Source organism: Paenibacillus sp. LRG-1 (assembly GCF_057220305.1).
On sequence record NZ_CM170126.1, the window covers coordinates 5,645,852 to 5,664,437 of the forward strand.

The 18,586-nt window shown below is 43.0% G+C and carries 18 protein-coding genes; 2 read left to right on the forward strand and 16 right to left on the reverse strand.

All coding sequences use genetic code 11. The features are described from left to right. Nucleotides 1-415: 415 nt before the first annotated feature. From ACUUJN_RS25040 to ACUUJN_RS25085, 10 genes are all read right to left on the reverse strand, one after another. Entirely contained in the window at nt 416-2,143 is a 1,728-nt protein-coding gene (locus tag ACUUJN_RS25040) for an adenine deaminase C-terminal domain-containing protein (RefSeq protein ID WP_023990828.1), read from the reverse strand. Nucleotides 2,144-2,171: 28 nt separating this feature from the next. Further along, nucleotides 2,172-3,230 (reverse strand): ABC transporter ATP-binding protein, encoded by a 1,059-nt coding sequence (locus tag ACUUJN_RS25045; RefSeq protein WP_484669035.1) that lies wholly within the window; start codon nt 3,228-3,230, stop codon nt 2,172-2,174. A gap of 16 nt (nt 3,231-3,246) precedes the next feature. Next, nucleotides 3,247-4,035 (reverse strand): ABC transporter permease, encoded by a 789-nt coding sequence (locus tag ACUUJN_RS25050; protein ID WP_013312456.1) that lies wholly within the window; start codon nt 4,033-4,035, stop codon nt 3,247-3,249. Nucleotides 4,036-4,041: 6 nt separating this feature from the next. Further along, nucleotides 4,042-4,863, reverse strand: a complete 822-nt coding sequence (locus ACUUJN_RS25055) for an ABC transporter permease (RefSeq protein WP_013312457.1) — start codon at nt 4,861-4,863, stop codon at nt 4,042-4,044. Between the two features lie 27 nt (nt 4,864-4,890). Further along, entirely contained in the window at nt 4,891-5,820 is a 930-nt protein-coding gene (locus tag ACUUJN_RS25060) for a nucleoside hydrolase (RefSeq protein ID WP_076264526.1), read from the reverse strand. Beyond that, nucleotides 5,820-6,893: an ABC transporter substrate-binding protein gene (locus tag ACUUJN_RS25065; protein ID WP_484669036.1), complete on the reverse strand. Its 1,074-nt coding sequence runs from the start codon at nt 6,891-6,893 to the stop codon at nt 5,820-5,822. The genes ACUUJN_RS25060 and ACUUJN_RS25065 overlap by 1 nt, the downstream gene beginning before the upstream one ends. A 175-nt stretch (nt 6,894-7,068) precedes the next feature. Beyond that, the gene (locus ACUUJN_RS25070) at nt 7,069-7,413 is read right to left on the reverse strand and encodes a hypothetical protein (RefSeq protein ID WP_023990832.1); all 345 of its coding nucleotides are present in this window, start codon (nt 7,411-7,413) and stop codon (nt 7,069-7,071) included. Nucleotides 7,414-7,796: 383 nt separating this feature from the next. Continuing rightward, complete coding sequence (locus tag ACUUJN_RS25075) at nt 7,797-8,108, reverse strand: hypothetical protein (RefSeq protein ID WP_076295235.1); 312 nt, start codon at nt 8,106-8,108, stop codon at nt 7,797-7,799. A gap of 32 nt (nt 8,109-8,140) precedes the next feature. Then, nucleotides 8,141-8,437 carry a WXG100 family type VII secretion target gene (locus ACUUJN_RS25080; RefSeq protein ID WP_076295234.1) on the reverse strand — a complete coding sequence of 99 codons (297 nt, stop codon included), beginning with the start codon at nt 8,435-8,437 and terminating at the stop codon, nt 8,141-8,143. A gap of 37 nt (nt 8,438-8,474) precedes the next feature. Further along, on the reverse strand, nt 8,475-9,935 hold the full coding sequence (locus ACUUJN_RS25085) for a lipase family protein (protein ID WP_484669037.1): 1,461 nt from the start codon (nt 9,933-9,935) through the stop codon (nt 8,475-8,477). Nucleotides 9,936-10,015: 80 nt separating this feature from the next. Here ACUUJN_RS25085 and ACUUJN_RS25090 point away from each other — a divergent pair, with 80 nt between their 5' ends. Continuing rightward, the gene (locus ACUUJN_RS25090; protein WP_028540771.1) at nt 10,016-10,363 is read left to right on the forward strand and encodes a hypothetical protein; all 348 of its coding nucleotides are present in this window, start codon (nt 10,016-10,018) and stop codon (nt 10,361-10,363) included. A gap of 355 nt (nt 10,364-10,718) precedes the next feature. On the opposite strand, the gene ACUUJN_RS25095 is transcribed toward ACUUJN_RS25090, so the two are convergent. The 5 genes from ACUUJN_RS25095 to ACUUJN_RS25115 form a co-directional block, all read right to left on the reverse strand. Continuing rightward, a complete protein-coding gene (locus ACUUJN_RS25095; RefSeq protein WP_179086204.1) occupies nt 10,719-10,865 on the reverse strand; it encodes a hypothetical protein in 147 nt (48 codons plus the stop codon). Nucleotides 10,866-10,893: 28 nt separating this feature from the next. Next, complete coding sequence (locus ACUUJN_RS25100) at nt 10,894-12,288, reverse strand: hypothetical protein (protein ID WP_484669038.1); 1,395 nt, start codon at nt 12,286-12,288, stop codon at nt 10,894-10,896. Nucleotides 12,289-12,449: 161 nt separating this feature from the next. Beyond that, nucleotides 12,450-14,318, reverse strand: a complete 1,869-nt coding sequence (locus ACUUJN_RS25105) for a polysaccharide deacetylase family protein (RefSeq protein ID WP_484669039.1) — start codon at nt 14,316-14,318, stop codon at nt 12,450-12,452. Nucleotides 14,319-14,335: 17 nt separating this feature from the next. Then, nucleotides 14,336-15,418, reverse strand: a complete 1,083-nt coding sequence (locus ACUUJN_RS25110) for a hypothetical protein (RefSeq protein ID WP_484669040.1) — start codon at nt 15,416-15,418, stop codon at nt 14,336-14,338. 93 nt (nt 15,419-15,511) lie between these two features. Beyond that, nucleotides 15,512-15,865, reverse strand: coding sequence for a hypothetical protein (locus ACUUJN_RS25115; protein WP_484669041.1), 354 nt, complete (start codon nt 15,863-15,865; stop codon nt 15,512-15,514). Nucleotides 15,866-16,236: 371 nt separating this feature from the next. Here ACUUJN_RS25115 and ACUUJN_RS25120 point away from each other — a divergent pair, with 371 nt between their 5' ends. Continuing rightward, nucleotides 16,237-17,421: a sensor histidine kinase gene (locus ACUUJN_RS25120; RefSeq protein WP_484669042.1), complete on the forward strand. Its 1,185-nt coding sequence runs from the start codon at nt 16,237-16,239 to the stop codon at nt 17,419-17,421. Nucleotides 17,422-17,559: 138 nt separating this feature from the next. On the opposite strand, the gene ACUUJN_RS25125 is transcribed toward ACUUJN_RS25120, so the two are convergent. Continuing rightward, nucleotides 17,560-18,516, reverse strand: coding sequence for a nucleoside hydrolase (locus ACUUJN_RS25125; protein ID WP_013312477.1), 957 nt, complete (start codon nt 18,514-18,516; stop codon nt 17,560-17,562). Between the last annotated feature and the right edge of the window lie 70 nt (nt 18,517-18,586).

The following is an 18,586-nucleotide window of genomic DNA, read 5'->3' on the forward strand; positions in this document are numbered from 1 at the left end:
AATCCCCTCCCGTTTTCATTCAAAATATAGTTGGTGTAAAGCTTGGATACTCGTTAACAGTAGTGTCTGATTTTCTTCAAAATCCCATGCATGAATCCAATAAATGTTTATTAATTAATTTAGACTTAATCTAAATCCTGTTTTAATTATAACACTGTGTCGATGTTTTTCAAGTCTTTATTCGGTTTTAATCATGAAGATTACGTGAATTGATTGTAAATCAAACTCTATATGCAATAGGACATCCACAATCAAGACTTATTTATCTTTTATACATAGGTTACATCAATAGGAGTAAAGAAGATGTTAATTTTGTCTGCTAAAGTATCTGTATTGTAGGCAAAGTCCATAACCTACTACCTCATACCTAGCCACGACAAAAAAGAGCCGGCCCGTAAGAGGGTCAGCTCTTTTATTATTCTTGCATCTCTGAAGGTTCCACGATTAAGGATACAACCTTGCCAGCATTTACATCAATCAGGCCGTGATCGGTAATTTTCAGGGCCGGGCTGACCGGCAAAGAATGCGTACTCAGCGACATGATTGGATTGTAATGGCGGTAGCCCAGCGACAACAAGGCTGAACGAAGCTCCTTCACATGGGCTGCAACCATTTCCAGCGGTCCTTCTGTTAAAATCCCGCCTACGGTTAACGGCAAATGGGACAGCACCTTGCCATTTTCAACTACGCAAAAGCCACCTTGGCTGGATAAAACCGTATTCGCAGCCAATATCATATCTTGCTTGTTATGCCCTACGACCAGCAAGTTATGGTTATCGTGCGAATAGGTGGTTGCCACTGCCCCACGTTTAATCGTATCTCCCCCGATCAAACCATAAGCACGGTTGCCATTCTTTCCATATCGCTCAAACGTAGCGATGAGTCCATGTTCACCATGTTCCCATACCAGTTCACCCTGCTCCACATGTGCAGGTGCAATCCGTTCGCTCGTAAAAGTTGAGCCATCCTTGACCATCATAATACGACATTGATGTGTGCCATCAGCTACATCCATCTTTACCGTAAAATCCTGCTCCGTGAGCGGATTGAGCTTCACACTTTGATAAAAATGGGCGGGGAAGCGGCTTTTTATCGGTGCTTGATGGTATTCCTCGAACTTATCGAATACCTTGAGTCCGTCCTTATAGACTTGCTCCACATCAAATTGACCAAGATCGGACAGCAGTACAAAGTCAGCTATTTTTCCCGGTGCAATTGTTCCGCGGTCATGCATACGCATCCGTGCAGCAGGAGTAAACGTAGCTGCATAAATGGCATCCTCAGGCTTCATGCCCATTCCGATAGCTTTACTTACGATATGGTTCAGATGCCCTCGTTCTACGAAAGAGTCTGGCATCACATCATCCGTTACGAAGCAAAAATGTTGTGCCACATCTTCCTGAATAAGATAGTCCATCACTTCAGGGGTCATCGATTTTTCTTGAATTTCAATAAACATCCCGGCGGCCATCCGCGCCTTCATACCTTCAATACTTTGGTGAGTATGGTCCGAGCCTATCCCCGCATAGATCAACTGATGCAGGTCCAGATCAAGCAGCTGCGGCGTATGGCCTTCAATGATCAGCTCCGGGTAATGCTCACGAACATGGCGTAAGATGCGATTCGTCTTGCTTTCCGGATCACGAATGACATCCACATAGTTCATAATTTCACCCAGGCAGATCATTTCACCGGTTTGCAGCAAGGCATCTATCTCGGGAATACCGATCTCGCCTCCTGAGGTTTCGAGCGGCGTTGCCGGGACAGAGCTTGGAATACCATAGAACATATCAGCCACGCAATCTTTGCTGGCTTCCATCATTTCCTGAATGCCTTCCAATCCGAAAACATTCGCCATTTCGTGCGGTTCCGGTACAATCGTCGTTACCCCATTGCGAATCAGCCCATAGGAAAAGGTTGCCGGTGTCACCATTGTGCTTTCGATATGCAGATGGATGTCAATCAGGCCGGGAATCATATATTTCCCATGCCCCTCTACAATCTCAGCCACCTCAAAAGACTCCAGACCACGCTGACCGATATACATAAACTTACCGTCAAGTATAGCTACATTACCTTCTTCGAACGTCTTATAGTAACTGTTATACACCTTAACTTGTAAAATCATTTTGTCTGCACGCATGATGTATCTCCTTCATCGAACCCGCTGATTATTGGACCAGCACCATTTTATCTGCCGGAAAATGCAGGGTAACCCGCTGACCACTCAGGTAAGGCGTATCCATTTCCTGATTAGCCGTAAAGTTGCCCTTCGCCGTTTCTACCACATACTGATAGCTACGCCCCAGGTAAGTACTTACCTTAATAATACCGGGAAGCTCATTTTCCCCTGTCTCGTTGCCTTCTGTTCGAATGACCAAATCATCCGGGCGAATAGCGCCCTGACGAGCACCTGGCTGGGCAGTACCCTGATTACGCGCTACACCGAACGAAAGATCGCCTGTATTTAGTCGAATACGATCCCCTTCTTCAGTACGCTCGTCAAAACTCAGAAAATTATTAAACCCAATAAAACGGGCGACAAATTCGGTCGTCGGATATTTAAAAATGGTCGATGGAGCATCTAATTGTTCGATGTTCCCCTTATTCATAATCGCAACCTGGTCAGAAATCGAAAAACATTCCTCCTGATCATGCGATACATATACGGTAGTGATGCCCAGTTCCTGTTGAATACGGCGGATTTCCACACGCATATTTACACGCAGGTTAGCATCCAAGTTACTCAGAGGTTCATCAAACAACAGCAGATCGGGTTCAATCACAAGCGCTCGCGCAATCGCAACACGTTGACGCTGTCCGCCTGACAATTCACCGGGGAAACGTTTTTCAAATCCCCCCAGGCTAACCGTATCCAGCATGGTCATAACGCGGCGCTTTACATCATCTTCCTTTACCTTGCGTAACCGCAGACCAAAGGCAATATTATCAAAAACGGACAAATGCGGGAAGAGTGCATAACTTTGGAATACAAAGCCGAAGTTCCGTTTATTTACCGGAATCCGAGTATAATCCTTATCGCCAAACAAAAATGTTCCTTGTTTAGCTTCGAGAAATCCTGCAATGAGACGAAGTGTGGTCGTTTTGCCACAACCACTCGGTCCGAGCAGCGAGAGCAATTGCCCCCGTTCGAGCTGCAAATCGAAATCCTGCAAGATCAGTTGGTTGTCATAAGCGACCGATACGCGATCCAGAGTAAGCAGTGCCATAAGGTTGAAGCCTCCATTACCTTTTAGTGAAGTAAGACAATCCCATCAGTCGTTCAATCAAGAACATCAGGATACCGGTCAAAATCATCAGCATAACCGAAATCGCCGCAATCGTCGGGTCAAAATAATTTTCGACGTAAGTCAGCATTTGAATGGGCAGGGTGCTGAAGCCCGGTCCTGTCATAAAGACGGAAATGTCGACATTGTTGAATGATTCCAGAAAGGCAATCAGGATAGCCGCAATAATACCTGAGCGGATGTTGGGCAGAACCACCTTGAAAAAGGTTTCCAGCCGTCCAGCCCCCAAACTAAGCGCTGCTTCCTCAATCGCGAAATCAAAGTTAGACAAACTGGATGCAATGACTCTAATAATGAACGGCAGCATAATCACCGTATGTCCGATCAATAGTCCAGCATATACTGGTAAATGGTAAACAATGATCAGATAGCGCAGCAGTGTAAAACCAAGAACAATACCTGGTATAAGCAACGGGGAAAGGAACAAAGCATTCAGCGCATCCTTCCCGCGAAACGAAAAACGACTAAGTGCATAGGCGGCAGGCATACCGATCAGCAGTGCCAAGATGTTGCCTAGCAGAGAAACGACAATGGACGTTTTGAACGTGGACATAAACAAATCCACTTCAAAAATATTTTCATACCAGCGCAAAGAAAAGCCCTGCGGAGGAAATTTTAACACCGTGCCCGGCTCGAAAGAAGTGACCGATATGATCAACAGCGGACCGAGCAGAAAGATGAAGACCAGCAGGCTAAAGAAGCCTAGTCCGTAATGTTTCTCCCGCATATCCACCTACCCCTTCGGATTGAGTTTATGGGCCGCCTTATTTAAGAGACCGACCACGATAAATGTAATAACAATCATAATTGTTGCAATAACAGAAGCTAAAAACCAGTCGTTTAGCGTCATCGCGTTCTGATACAAAAATGTAGCGATAACCCGCTGTTTTCCTCCAAGTAGTGCTGGTGTCGTATATGCAGTCAGACTGCCTACGAAAACGAGAATGCTTCCAATGATCAGGCCCGGCACAGACAGCGGAAATACGATTTTACGAAATGCGCTGAATCTGGAGGCCCCGAGGCTCTGAGCAGCATGAACAAGATCACCGTCGATATTTTCGAGTACACCAATCAGTGAAATAATCATCAGCGGTAAAAACAAATGAACCAGACCAATAATCATCGCTGCCGGAGTATACAAAATATTCAGCGGCTCATCCACGAGTCCTAAACCGATGAGCACGTTATTTAACAGCCCCTTGCGACCCAAAATGACCATCCAGCTGAATGACCGCACCACCGGACTCGTCAACAAGGGGAAGATAGCCAGCGCTAGCAAAATCCCTTTACGACGCGGGGCCTTTTGCGAAATATAATAAGCCGTCGGGAAGCCGAGTAACACGCACACAAGTGTCGTTACGACACTGACTTCCAGCGTAGTCAGCAATATTTTCAGAAAATAAGGGTCCTTGAAGAAATGGAGATAGCCTTCTAGGGTGAATGAGCTGTTCTGTACGAAGGTCGAACCGATCGTCAACACAATCGGAATGACCATGAACACCGCCAGAAAGAGCAGACCTGGCAGCAGCAGCCAATACAAGTATGTTTTCTTCATGGGTAGCTCCTTGCGGTTATCAAAATGTTATTCCTTATTCAGCACCTGGATAAACAGCTCCAGAAAAGCTTCGCTGTCCACCTGTTCGCACACATTCATATTGGGGCTATGATTGAGGCGGTTCTGTACATCGCCCACTGTTTGTCCATCACATATGCGACTCGAGGTTTCCACGTCGACATACAACAGCGAGGTATCTACTAACCTCGAATTCAACGCGACACCCACGGCAAGCGGGTCATGAAGCGCACACGCTTTTACCCCGTTGCGTTCTTCATAACGCTTGGTATAAACGGCCGTGCTTTCAGCTACATAATTACGAATTGCTGGGCGGGTCAGACGAGCAATATGATCCGCAGTCAGCAGAGCCTTCCGTGTTACATCCAGTCCCACCTGTATCAATCGACCAAATCCTGCATGAAATACGATTCGTGCGGCTTCAGGGTCAGCATACATGTTGTACTCCGCTACAGGTGTAATATTGCCGCATCCGTGAATAACACCGCCCATAAAAATGACCTCATTGACGTGATCCGTCAGCTCGGGACACTTGAGCAGCGCCAGTGCCAGATTGGTGAGTGGGCCGGTGCAAATGAGCGTCACTTCCCCCGGGTGAGCCATCACGGTATCAATGATGATATCCGGTGCAAAACCTTCGGACGCAGACATGGCTGGTACTACTCCACTCAATGCACCTCCAATGCCGTCTTCTCCATGGACACGGTGCTCGTGCAGACCTTTACGTATTAAGGGAGCCTCTGCCCCCCGATAAACCGGAATATCCGGTCTATCCAAAAGGTCGAGGATTTTGCATGTGTTCAATGTTGCTTGTTTAAGTGAAACATTACCGCATACCGTAGTAATCGCTTGAATATCCAGCTGACCACTTTTGGCCGCTAGTAAAATACCCAACGCATCATCAATGCCCGTATCTACATCTAGTATGACCTTTTTCATTATTGTGCAACTTCCCGGTTCCAGCGATCTGTCCATGCCTTGATATGATCGTTAACGAACTTCATATCCAGCTTGGTCAGCTTGTTCACTACATCCGCACCGTACGTAATTCCCTCTGTATCCGCACCGGATAGTACCACCTGCGTATTCACCGGGGAATCAACCTTTGCCTTGGCAGATTTTTCTTGAACTTCCTTGCTCAGCTGCCAGTTGATAAATTCCTCAGCCAGCTCCTTCTGGTCGGAGCCTTTCACTACATTAATCGTGTTCATTACTGCGTAAGCACCTTCACTAGGAGCTACAAATTTCGCTCCTGGCACAGCCGCCTGCAAATCTTTGAAGTACATTTCCATGATCGGACCGCCCGCAATTTCTTGTTGACTAAACATGTTCACGAACTCGGACGTTTTACTATAAAACTTAACGATATTCGGACTCAGCTCTTTCAGTTTTCCGAAGGCTTGGTCTTCATTAAACTCGTTACTACCCGCTACTTTGGAGGCTGCATCTACCATCATTGGTCCGGCAGTCGCCGTAATGTTCGGCAGAGTCACGTTTCCTTTGAACTCATTGCCCCACAGGTCAGCCCAAGAGGTCACATTTTTTTTCACCAGCTCCGGATTATAGGCAATACCGAGACGCCCAACTGTATAAGCAGGACCATACTCCTCACCCAGCGGTGCTTTGGCAATGTCATAAATTTGGTTCAGGTTTGGCACCTTGCTGCGATCCAGCTTCTCAAACAATCCCTGTTGAATTCCCTGTTGAGCATAATAATCAGACAGATAAATCAGATCGACGTCTGTGCTGCCTTGACTGATTTTGTTCAGCCGTTCTGCGTTATTTCCAATTTCGACTACGATGTCAACGTTATGTTCCTTTTCAAAAGGCTCGTACACTTCTTTGTTAAAAAAGTCCTCGGAAAAGCCCCATGTTGAAATAACTAGTTTCTTTTTCCCATCAGCTGAGCCATCTTTTCCATCTGTCTGACCGCCAGTAGCATTGCTGCCGCAACCTGCCAGTACCACAGATGCCAAGGTCACAGCCATAAATCCTTTAAACCATTTTTTCATATGAAACTCCCCCTGTTTTTTTATTCTGCACACCTTATGACACAAAAAAGAAAAGTACTCTTGTAAAACAAGAATACTTTTCTTCGTAAACAAAGAATAAGTTGATCCCGCTGCGCGTTATAACAGGTTCTCCCCTCAGATAGATCCGAAGCGAAAAGCCGAATATCCAATTTTATTAGGATTCTTTCAGTATGATGTTCGTAATTGCCCACTGCGTTGCTGCATCATAATCGCGCAGTAAAGCTTCTATATCGAGCTCCATATCCTCAATCAGCTTCTCGCGAAGTCTCTTCTTGTACAGCATGGACATTCGGAAATCCACTTCCAGCTTCAAGCCGGGGGCTTCCACTTCCAATGCCGCCGAGCGTGGAGAACGCCGGTGCTTCGCCACAAAGGTAACAATGTTGTTCTCAACGGTGGCCCGCAGCAGCGTGGTCCCGAAGCCGAACAGTTCCTTTGAAACTTCATTGTAAATCTGGCACATCCGCTTCTTGCTTTCGTTACTGTCGAGCAGCGTCAATGAACCCACCCTCATCAGCATATTACGTACAATCAATCTTTCAACACGATAGATTATACATAAATATACGATAAATAGCAAACAAAAATCCCTAATCTAATAACATATGATGCGAAAAAGCGAACAATATGTCGAACTTTGTAGCTTTTCAACATTTTTACACTTTTTCGTCTAACCCTTAAGTTTCCGAACACTGCTATATTCTCCGCAGGAAAATTAAAGTAGACTACAAAGTCGTTATCGTCATCACTCTGGGAGAATATTTTTTTCTTCTACTATATATGTAGTTTTATTTAAGCGCATTTAACCGTACCCCGCGGGAGTCCCCTAGCGATTGTACGGTTTTTTTATGTTATATAGCTGACTGGCCAGATGGGAACCCTTCAAGAAAAAGCCGATTGAATCCACGAGGACACGACAAGAGTAGCTGGCCACAGCAGCATAAAGTTAGCTATGATATACGCCTTCTTAAAAGCATAACGATGATAAAAATACCAACTGCTCCATGAAATAAATACTCCTATCGGGTAGCTCATTATGACATAGGCAAAAATATAACTGATGAGATAATCTCCAGCTGTTGGTGCATCGAAAGAAAATGCGACCACCATCAGCATGGCCGGATAGGCAAATAGCGTTAAGCCATAAACGATATTCAATATAAGTAAAATGACAAATGCATTTTGATCTTTCATGATGTTCTCCTAACTATTGCAGTCCGCCTGTATCACCATTGTGCAGCCCGTTTGCGTTTCTCTTCGCGCCGATCAGCTTCTTCCATTTTGCGAATATAATGTTTCAACTGCTCTTTATGATCGTCCAATTCCTGTATTCGTACAGTTGTACCTTGGAGAAACGTCTCCATTTTACGTGTTAATTCAGCAGCCGATTCGCCCCTCCAGTCTTGCAGACGACCATATATATTTCTCATCTGCTGCTCCTGATGCTGAAGTCTTTGCTTTAGCTGTTCGCATTGCTGTACAGCCCTTCGCAAATCCCCCAGACTCAAAGATATTCTGCCCATCTCTTTTGCCCCCTGTTGTGTTCTTACAGCTGATCTTTTACTGATCCACCATCGTGAATTCCTGACCCTTGCGATCTATATATTCTGCTATCTCCGTAATTGATTCCTGATACCAGCGATTAATCCGATCTAGCGTTGCCGTTGCACTATGCGCAATTGGGGTCAAAGACTGACTTTCACTTGTCCCGATATGAGCCTGAAATAACTGGATGGATGCTCGGGTATCGCTAGAGAACCCATGCAGGCTGGAACGCATCTGGTTAGCCGCATGCTTTAGCTCCTCAGGTGTTAATTGAATTGTGCCCCCATTTTTGTTGCCCACAAAATATGCCCCACCATGGGTGCGACCATTTTGCTGTCCTTCTCCCATCAGATTCACTCCCAGTGTAGTAGCAGCAAACTGCCCGAAAGCACCCATTTGTCCACCGTAGCGTTCAACCAGGTCGCCCATGACTTCCTTGAGTTCTGCTCGCGCGGCCAGCATTTGCTCGTACGCCTGCACCCGTGGATTGCCTTCCACCAATTGACCGTCCATGGTGTACAGCGGATTGCTGATATTGCCATTTTCATCAAATGTGAAATGATCCATGCTATGTGTTGCTTCTCCCATTACCGAATTATAGAACTTTGTAATAGGATCTTGCTGCATCATAGGTAACGTAATCGGGACATACACAATGGGAGACCATTTGGGCCCCAAAAAAAAGTTAGCCCACTTATTTTCTCTTTCGACTGGTAATGAAACAGGAATAGTGATTTTGGCTTTATTAGCCGTTTTATAATCATTGTCTATAAAGTAGGTTGTACCCACATGTGGCTGTGCATCATTAGCTCCCGAACCGATAGTATCTTTCGGATTGACATAAGCGACATTCGTCTTTTGAAAATCGCCATTTTCCACCTTCTTTTGAAGATCATCCGGTAACAGATGTACAATACTTGGTGGATTATAAGCGACTGATGTCAGTCCATTCCGCACCGCCACATATTCTGCCTCCGCTCCTCCTAGAGAATGGCCTGTGGTCGTTATTTCAGCAGAGGGATACTGTTTTTTTACGACATCATACAGATTCTCAGCTTGTGTAAATTGATTATTCTGATACTTTTCCTCATATTGAAGAAATGCACTTTGCACTTGTGGTGGGAGTTTAGCCACCTCTGCCTTATTATTTTCATAATATTGATGGACTTCTTCCAACGTTTTTGCGCGTCCTCCGACGACATCGCTGATATCCGTTCCCCAGTCCATTGCCACGCTCCATTTGGGGCGATCTGGAGGTTCTGTACCCCTATAACCGATGATCACCTGATTGGTCTTCTCGTTAAGGAATACAGTCGCATCGAATCCAGAACCGTTCGTATCATGTAGCATAGCTCCTTCAGGCTCAACAATCTTCCAGTCAGGAAGAATTCTGCTTTTAGAATCTTTGGCAGTCAACTCTCGGTCATAAACTCTGTCCGCAATGGTCCAGTATGTTTTATCGTTAGTGAAGGTCAAGTTATTCCCACCTTGTCTATTGTGTAAATATATTATAGAGTTATGAAAAAAGGTGATTACCAGAAAAGGAGAATTGTAACTTGAACAGAAAAATCCCACTGATTCTGGCACTTATTTTAATTATTATGTATTTAGGAGGTTGTTCCAGCTTGTCCGACAAAGAGAAAAAAGAATTAGTAGACGTCGCCACTCCCATCGGTGTGGAGTTTATTAAAGAACACTATAATGCCGATTTCATATTAAAGGATTATGCTGTGGATGATCCTGCTGTCCACTCCAGGCTTTATTTGTATGGGCACATTAAAGGCCACGAAGACAACAAAATTACCATCTACTATAATTATAAAACCAAAGAAGTGATCGACGTCTCCGGGCCAGATTGGTTTATCGACAGTGAAGTCCCCAAATACAAGACCCCTTCTTCCTGAGAAGGACTATTATAAATGTTAAAGTCTAATTTTTCCCAAATTAAGAAGTAGTATAATTATAGTGCATCCTTTTTGCGAGCGATATAGCCGAGAGGAAAAATAAGTATAAAGTCATTGGATACAGTATATCTGGTCACAGTACATAGTTTATGTAGAATAGGTCTTTGTAACTGTATGTTAGGTGAAAATTGCATAGATGAACACCATTTTTAATTTGTACTACTAAAGAGTATGCAATGACAAATGTAGTTAATAAACTTCACCTTTACGGCTACATAATAGTGCTAAAAGGGTATAGATCATCAAATTCAAATAAGGCTCCTTAGGAGCCTTATTTACTTGTTGCTAACCATCTTTAACGCTCTTCACCTTTGGTGCTATGCTTAGTTACATGAATAAAAGGATATTCGCCTTTATTTATTTTACGTTTCCATTCTTGAATCATATCTTCTTGGGTAGGCGGTTTCTCGTCTACGATTGCTCCTGTGGTTTCTTTAGCCATACTCTTTATCCTCTCACGGTGGATTTAGTTATTGCGTCTTTATCTTTTCTCCAGTCATTTTGATGTTACCATCCATTTCTACCAAACTCGTTTTACATTTTAAGCCGATAGCATCCTTCGCGGTGACCTGAATTGTGTTCCCCGCATTGAATACCAAATTTCCATCAGCCTTAACACGGATGTCCTTTTTACTCCGCAATTCGATGCCGTGGTCATCCAACAGTCGAATCACCACTTCATCGTCGTTCCCCGTGATTAAAATTTCATTTTTCTCAAAAATAATAGCTTTGCGGTACTTGGTCATAAAGATCTTCGTGGACGGGTCCTGAATAAAGTCGCCCCCTTTGGATCTCTTGCGGATCGAGTGAGTTACAATGGCGTCCTTTTCTTTAGCGGTCGGAAAGTAAATGTCTACAAAATCAAATAGCTCCGGCATGCAGTACCATCCTGTATTCCCTTCCGATGTATAAAATGTAGCCGTTGGGAAAGCGTAGGTTTCCTTGACATTCGGCTTGACCTTATCCATTTCATAAAAGAAAACCTTCACATGATCCTGCTCGATTCCAATAACCTTCGATTTTAACGAGATACCACGAATGCTTTCATTTACAATCAAATCCTGTTTCATTCCATCCGCTGTAGTCAGCACATATTCATGCCACAAAGCACTATGTCGTATAAACGCAACAGACTGCAGGACGTATAAAGCTTTCCCTTTAAATTTAACCCCCGCCCCAATTTGCAGCAGGACATCTCTAGCCCCTGTCGTTTGCACTTTATAATATAAAAGATTGTCATCCTTGCTGGCTCCTGGTTTGGTTTTTCTGGTCATCGAGTAGTTATATTGCTTTAGCTCCCCTTGATTGACACCATCCGGTAATCCAAAATAAAACTGAGGTTTTTCTCCAATCGGATCAGGTATTAGTCCCCAACCAAGCCGAGACGCTATACGTTTCAGAAACGACCAGTCCGTTTCGTCGAATTGCATCGTAAATTCCTGTAAAAGCTGATTTTTTAAGAGACTCGTACAATTGGCTTTGGGATATGATTTGATTACATGTTCAAGTAATGCCTGCACCTTCATCTTCACATTTTGAAAAGATTGTCTATGAAGCACTTCATCCAACTGGCTTGTATAGGATAGGGTTTCGACGACCAAATGAGCTACATTGGATACCATCTTGATTCTGAACTGCGTGACTAGCCCTCGAAATAGCACAATCTGTTTATGATCGTCATTCATATAAGAAACAACTAACTTCGCCCCTGCTTCCATATGATCTGTATACTCTTCCATTTGAGCACCCGTTAACACACCTGTCAAAAAGACTTTCACATGCTCATTCATTTTCTGTACAACTTTAACTTTTGGATTTTTAAGAGATAAAACTGTTCCATTATACTTGATGATTGGATATCCCATGTTACCGCTCCTCTATGTCGGTTAGTTTACGTTTATCCGTTGTTTGCTTACGTATTGAATGACATCTTTAATGGTTTGATTATGTCCTTGATCGTTGAGAGCCTCATCTAATTCAGGGAGCGTGATAAAGGTTTTATTTTTCTTCTGAAAATATATGTCCGCTATAGGGAATGGCTTTGCACCATCTGGTCCAGAGCCCGTTTCATAATAAGCAATACTTTTAATCCATCCTTATTTACATCCTTGAAGGCCACTGCTTCTACGCCTTCATCAGCATACCACCATTCATTCCCATATAAATCTGGAAATGAATATATAACTCGCTCTCGATCATCTAATAGAAAAAAGTAGTTTTTGGGAATTTCATCTTTCTTTGCTTGAGTCGATACAAACCTTACTTTCCCAAAGCCTTCAAGAGTAGTTTGAAAAGACTGTGACTCTTCAACTTCATACTGGTTGGTATCCAATCTCTCTTCATTTACAACGGTAGCTGGCTGATCAACGACAGAACTTAGCTCAGTCCATAGTTCTTTATTTTGCTTAATATTATCAGGAATCTGTGCAAGACGAATTTCATATTCCGCATGGTCCCCTACTGCATGAGCCACAGGGATACTAATACCTAATGAATCACTTGTGAGGTAACTAAACGATTCCATTTCTGCTTCCGCAGGCGAACCTTTGGTTACATCCGCGTTTGCTAACAATTGAATCAAATCATCTTTTGTGAAATCACTGATTAATCCTTGTTGCTCCGGCTGAACAGCTGTAATCTTCCCGCTTTTTATAAGCTCAATAAAAGATTTCTCGACCTTTACCAGATCCCTCAATTTTATTCTTGAAGCCTGCTTCATATCCAGGTTCGTCGTATAAAACATATGACTAGGATAGGCTGCGTCCTTCACATAACGAACACCCGTATATTGAACGCTCAAGAATCGTTCACTTTGTCGTTTGATCTCATAGTCAATTTCGACATGGACTCCAGAATTGGAATCCGCATAGTCGTGTAATCCTTCTAAAGCTTCGGTCTTAAGAATTTGGTTTAAAGATTTTTGCTTTGCAGTATCCTTGAGTTTTGTAATTTGAGGGTATTTAATCACGATCCCATTTTTTGAATATTCCTGTTGAATAAGTTCATAGCTTTGCCGTTCACTATAAGTATTCAAGGCGCTGCTATATTCGGAATCAATACGGACTTCTCCCCTTGTGGAAAACTCAATGATAAGGTTTTGTTCAGAATCATCACTGTTTATTAAGAAACCATCACCGTGGTCTAAAACTCCAATACTCATGCTATCATGTTGTCGATTCTCTAAAATAAACTCATCTATATCCTCGTTCAATTCCCACGCATCCGGAAGCTTTATCTTATCTGTTACTATTTCTTTCTGTGTCCATTTTTCCCCGGAGAATCCCCACAACGCAACAAATACGGGATCTGGATGATATATTGAAACATATCCCCCTAACAACAGCTGTATTCCCTTGTCTGAATCCCGAACCACGAAGTCTGTAGTCAATTCTGGCCCGCCATCCTCAATCATCTGGGCATGTACAAGTCGTTTCGTACTCCACCACTGAATAAATGTGTATTTATCTCCGATCGTACCTGTCACCGTTTTAGGTGCTCTATAATTCATAACCCTAACGTTTAGCTGCCCGCTTTTTAACGGAAACGATTTTGTTAAGATAGTGAGATTATTCTCGAACTTTTCTACTAATTCTTCATCCTTCATCTCTACACTTTCAGGCTCGTTTAACAACGAATTAAGTTCCTGTATGAACTCCTCAAGCTTATTTTGTCTGGTATCAGAATCCATATTCTCATCGTTGACTATACGAAGTTTTTGAACTAATGCATCCAACATTTCCGAATAAGAAATCGTTTTAACGTCATTTTGGAGAGAAAGCGTATGATTAGTTTCTGCTTTTGAAGAATCATTCTCTTTCGTACATCCGTTCATTACTACACAGGAAATTAGTAGTAACAGGACGCAACATATACAACCGCCCTTTAAATGATTCATGCTGGATATCACGCTCTCTACAATTTATCATTTATCTCTATACTCATAATCTTCCATTTATCTGACTGTTTTTCTAACGTAAATGTAATTTCCTTTTTCGCTCTTTCTTCTAATGAATTATCTTTTACCAAAAATATTTTTCGGTTATCATTGCTACTAACCTCATTAATACTCAGTTCCAACACCGGGTAAGATAAATATGCTAAACCGGAAAGATCGACAGCATCCTCAAAATCATACGTTTGCCTTGCTGCCGGATCGGTAAGCTGGTCCATTTCAGGAAAAGGTAAATCAAACCACTTCATAAGATAATCAACTTCCAAGTAGTTCAATATCACAGCCTTAGGATCGCTTGGATATACAAACTTTTTACTTTTATTTTTATACAAAATCTCCTTTTTTTCAGGTCCTGTTCCATCATATTTTTGATAGACCAAGATGGTATGCTCCTGAGTGTCGCTAAACTCGTAATAATCGACACTTTCAAATACACCATCATGGTCGGTATCTTTTAACGTTCGAATTCCTTGTCCAGTAGCATTAGGAAAATCAGAATTTATACTCTTGATATGATTATTTTCCAAGGTGTATATGGAGAATCCCTCTGAATAAGCCCCTCCGTCGCCTATAGAGTATACAACGATAAATTTTTGATCTGTTTGGTCCAGCTTCATGATTTTCACATCTGTATTTATATGCACAACTATAACCGGGTCCTCTAGTTTATCAATGATGTGATACCCATCATCATCCTCCCGGACTACAAATATGTTGTAAATCTCCTCTTTTTCTAATCCAAAAGCAAGCACATATTCCGGCTTTCCATCACGGTCTAAATCTTCTTTTATTATTTTTTGAAGATGCTCATCCTTGGGTTGAATTTTCTTTATAAACTGATCTAATGTGTCAGAATCTTGCACAGTATTTTTTCCAGTATCATCCACAGTAACTTCACTAGAACCTTCCGTTATGTCAGGACTATCAACAGTTGGTGTAGATGATTTAGGAGCGATACTTTTTACCTCGGCCTCTTTGTTCACACCACAACCACTAAGAATTAAAATAACTAACACAAGTACAAACAACTTCTTATTACTCACACTTTCCCTTCTTTCAAAATCCCTATTTTATAATAACTTGATTACCTTGATGAAGCCCGTGTAGGTTCAGGGCAAGCAGCTGCAGGCATATTCTTATATACGGGGCTCCACTTCTGCTAAAAAGCTGAATGCCCAGCCTGCATCATAGATTCCATAACAAGGTTGAGGATCAAAGAACCAATTTTTATCATAGGCTTCGACGACATAGTTATAGTTGCGATCCATCAGATACGTGCGCCTCATAGAATAAGTAATGTATCCGATCCTTGTCTTGGCCACTTCTCCGGAATGGGCTTGCAGACAGATCGATTGAAAGGATTGAATAAAAGAAAAAATGAGCTCATCTTTTCTTTGTTCATACAAATACGCTGCTTGATGTAATTTCTGGTTCAATACATCTTCCGCATAGGTCTTATGGAAGTGTTCTAGGGCTTCCAGTCTATTCATAATTCCACCTCTGAACCTATTATATAGAATATTTACATGATATTACTGGTCCTATCCTCCTATTTTATTACACAATTTTCATATCATGAGATTACATATGAATTTATGAAAATAGAATGAAAATAATCACATTTTTTCGTGAATATGTAATGATATAAACAAAAACTCTCCAAGAAAGGCTAGCATTAGACCTAAGAAATGAAGGTTTGCGCAAGTGAATAGGTAAATGGAAGTAGAAAGATCGGTTTATAATGAAATAATCATGTATAATTAATGATACGCTCCAAAAACACATTCAGAGGATCGGGAATGGGATACACAAACTGCTAGAGTTTTGGATAACCACCACTTTGCATCAGGATTGGAGATACATGATTACTTCACCTACAGGTTTTTATAATAGTATTCAAGAGGCTACCGCGCATGTCATTGATGTGCTAAGTGGTATTTTATATGTAAACACCATTTTTATTGCCGCTAATGACGGCATTACGAATGTGATTGTAGATTCATTTAACCGGGAAGAGGTGCTCGTTAAGGAAGGGGATGTGCTCCCTTTTGAGCTTAGCTATTGTAGTCTGGTGTTGGACCATCCTGCCGATCACCTCACGATTTCAGAAACAACTATTCACCCGCACACATGTGATTTAGATGTGACTAAAACCATTGGAAACCACTCATTTACAGGAATCCCTATTCGCATGAAAAATGGTCTGGCTTACGGAACCATTTGTATCTTGGACGCGCCATCTGTACATTTGACAGAATCCGAACTGAAGGCCCTTCAGGCTATGGCTGTATTTCTGGGCTATGTGGTAGAACTGGAGAAAGACAAGATAGATGCTGAAATCTCTTCTATGAGTAAGCTGGATTTGATATCTTCCCTGAGTAATAAAATTCGGTTTTCGCTAACCGAAATATGGGGAGCCACCGATCTCATGCTGACGACGGAGTTAACAGAGGAACAACAGCAATATATGAGCATCATGGAGTCGAGCAGTCGCTCGCTCATGACGTTATTGAGTAATATTTTGGATTACAGCACTATGGAATCCAGGCAGATTGATGATATTGAAGATCCGTTTGATCTGAGAACGATGATGGAAAATGTATTGAGCCTGTATACAGAGGTAGCCGCGCAGCGGAATCTCGAGTTGAAGCTCGACTGGAATCTCACCAGCTCGCCTATTTTTATCGGGGATGAAGCTAAAATTCGCCGTATGCTGATTAATTTGGTAGATAATGCAGTGAAGTTTACAAGCACAGGAGCTGTCACTTTATCTGCAACCACCCAATCCGTGACCGATGCACCTGAGATTGAACTGGAATTAAAGGTGAAGGATACCGGAATCGGTATATCTCCGAATAAATTGAATTTGTTGCTTGAACATGACCGTGGGTACTCTCTCTCATATGGAAATCCAGGCTTGGGTTGGCAGATTACCAAACATCTATTAAAACGAATGAACGGTAAGATGACAGGGAGCAGTGAACCTGGTAGCGGGACGGAGATAACGCTCCAGTTCACCCTGAAAATATACCAGGAGTCTGCCTAAAACAGAGATTAGCTTGTGATGATATGGCATATCCTATAATAGAAGCCCGTGACGCATAACGTCACGGGCTTTATGTTATCGGTACGTGTCACTAGGCAGTATTATCACCCTATGCCGCACGTTTGTGCATAGCCAGACTTAGTAACGTTTGGGAGCAGCCAGCTTAGCCAAATCCGCCATATACGTAAAAAAGGCCTCTGGATCTGTATCATATACCAGGTTCACAGGACGTCCATCTGCCTGTTCCACCGTTCTGCCCTGACTTGGTCCTTCTGCGATAACGCTGCAATGCACCGTCTTTTTCTTGACAATGTCCGGGCGTCCTACGGATGCAGTGGTCAGTACATCCCACAAGTAATAGGTTGAGTTCGTTTCGCTATAAACAAGCGGAGGACATCCTGCATAGCAATTGCCCAAGAAATCCACGCCTTCATATCGGCGCTCCGCAGCCCAACGATTGCGTACTGCTGGAGTTAATGGCACTTTGCTTGTGCTTTCCAGCGCTACCAGATCAATCGTAATGCCGCTTTGCCACACCCGATATGCCGCTTCTGGGTCCCAGAACACATTCCACTCTGCTGTGCCGTCATGCTCCGGCTCTTCTACATTCCCTTTTTCAAAGGTGCCACCCATCCATACCAGCTTTTCAATCTTTGCTTCAATATCCGGTGCTTCATCCAGCGCTCGCGCCAGATCGGTTAGCGGTCCAGTGAATAGTAACAGCGTCTTACCTTCAGCTCCGCGTACCTTTTCGATCAGATGCTGATGAGCTGGCAGGGATGAAAGCGGTGCTTCCATACGCCCCGATTCATTCAGTACGGGTAATGCATCCACATAGAAGGAATGTAAACGCCAAGCGGCAGGAAACGGATTTTTACCGCGTGAATTAGACTTTGCGACTTCCACAGGCCCTTTATTTTGTCCAAAACGATCAATAATTTTACGACTGGCATCCGTCGCAGGCTCCAGGTAACCATCTGCTGGAATCACCGATACTCCGGTCAAATGAACCTGCTCCATCTGAAGCAGCATAAAAAGGGATACTAGATCATCCACTCCACCATCATGATTAAAATAAACGTTTGTCTGACTCATCTGTCTCTTCCTTCCTTTATCCCCGTAAAACAGGCTTGTTCTTATCGGCAACCATCCTTCATTATGCCTG

Excerpts from the sequence above, each read along its gene's own strand:
- ACUUJN_RS25050 (WP_013312456.1), bottom strand. The coding sequence starts at position 4,035 with ATGCGGGAGAAACATTACGGACTAGGCTTCTTTAGCCTGCTGGTCTTC.
- ACUUJN_RS25075 (WP_076295235.1), bottom strand. The coding sequence starts at position 8,108 with ATGAAAGATCAAAATGCATTTGTCATTTTACTTATATTGAATATCGTT.
- ACUUJN_RS25095 (WP_179086204.1), bottom strand. The coding sequence starts at position 10,865 with ATGGCTAAAGAAACCACAGGAGCAATCGTAGACGAGAAACCGCCTACC.
- ACUUJN_RS25105 (WP_484669039.1), bottom strand. The coding sequence starts at position 14,318 with ATGAATCATTTAAAGGGCGGTTGTATATGTTGCGTCCTGTTACTACTA.
- ACUUJN_RS25055 (WP_013312457.1), bottom strand. The coding sequence starts at position 4,863 with ATGAAGAAAACATACTTGTATTGGCTGCTGCTGCCAGGTCTGCTCTTT.
- ACUUJN_RS25120 (WP_484669042.1), top strand. The coding sequence starts at position 16,237 with ATGATTACTTCACCTACAGGTTTTTATAATAGTATTCAAGAGGCTACC.
- ACUUJN_RS25125 (WP_013312477.1), bottom strand. The coding sequence starts at position 18,516 with ATGAGTCAGACAAACGTTTATTTTAATCATGATGGTGGAGTGGATGAT.
- ACUUJN_RS25080 (WP_076295234.1), bottom strand. The coding sequence starts at position 8,437 with ATGGGCAGAATATCTTTGAGTCTGGGGGATTTGCGAAGGGCTGTACAG.
- ACUUJN_RS25060 (WP_076264526.1), bottom strand. The coding sequence starts at position 5,820 with ATGAAAAAGGTCATACTAGATGTAGATACGGGCATTGATGATGCGTTG.
- ACUUJN_RS25115 (WP_484669041.1), bottom strand. The coding sequence starts at position 15,865 with ATGAATAGACTGGAAGCCCTAGAACACTTCCATAAGACCTATGCGGAA.
- ACUUJN_RS25100 (WP_484669038.1), bottom strand. The coding sequence starts at position 12,288 with ATGGGATATCCAATCATCAAGTATAATGGAACAGTTTTATCTCTTAAA.
- ACUUJN_RS25045 (WP_484669035.1), bottom strand. The coding sequence starts at position 3,230 with ATGGCACTGCTTACTCTGGATCGCGTATCGGTCGCTTATGACAACCAA.
- ACUUJN_RS25065 (WP_484669036.1), bottom strand. The coding sequence starts at position 6,893 with ATGAAAAAATGGTTTAAAGGATTTATGGCTGTGACCTTGGCATCTGTG.
- ACUUJN_RS25040 (WP_023990828.1), bottom strand. The coding sequence starts at position 2,143 with ATGCGTGCAGACAAAATGATTTTACAAGTTAAGGTGTATAACAGTTAC.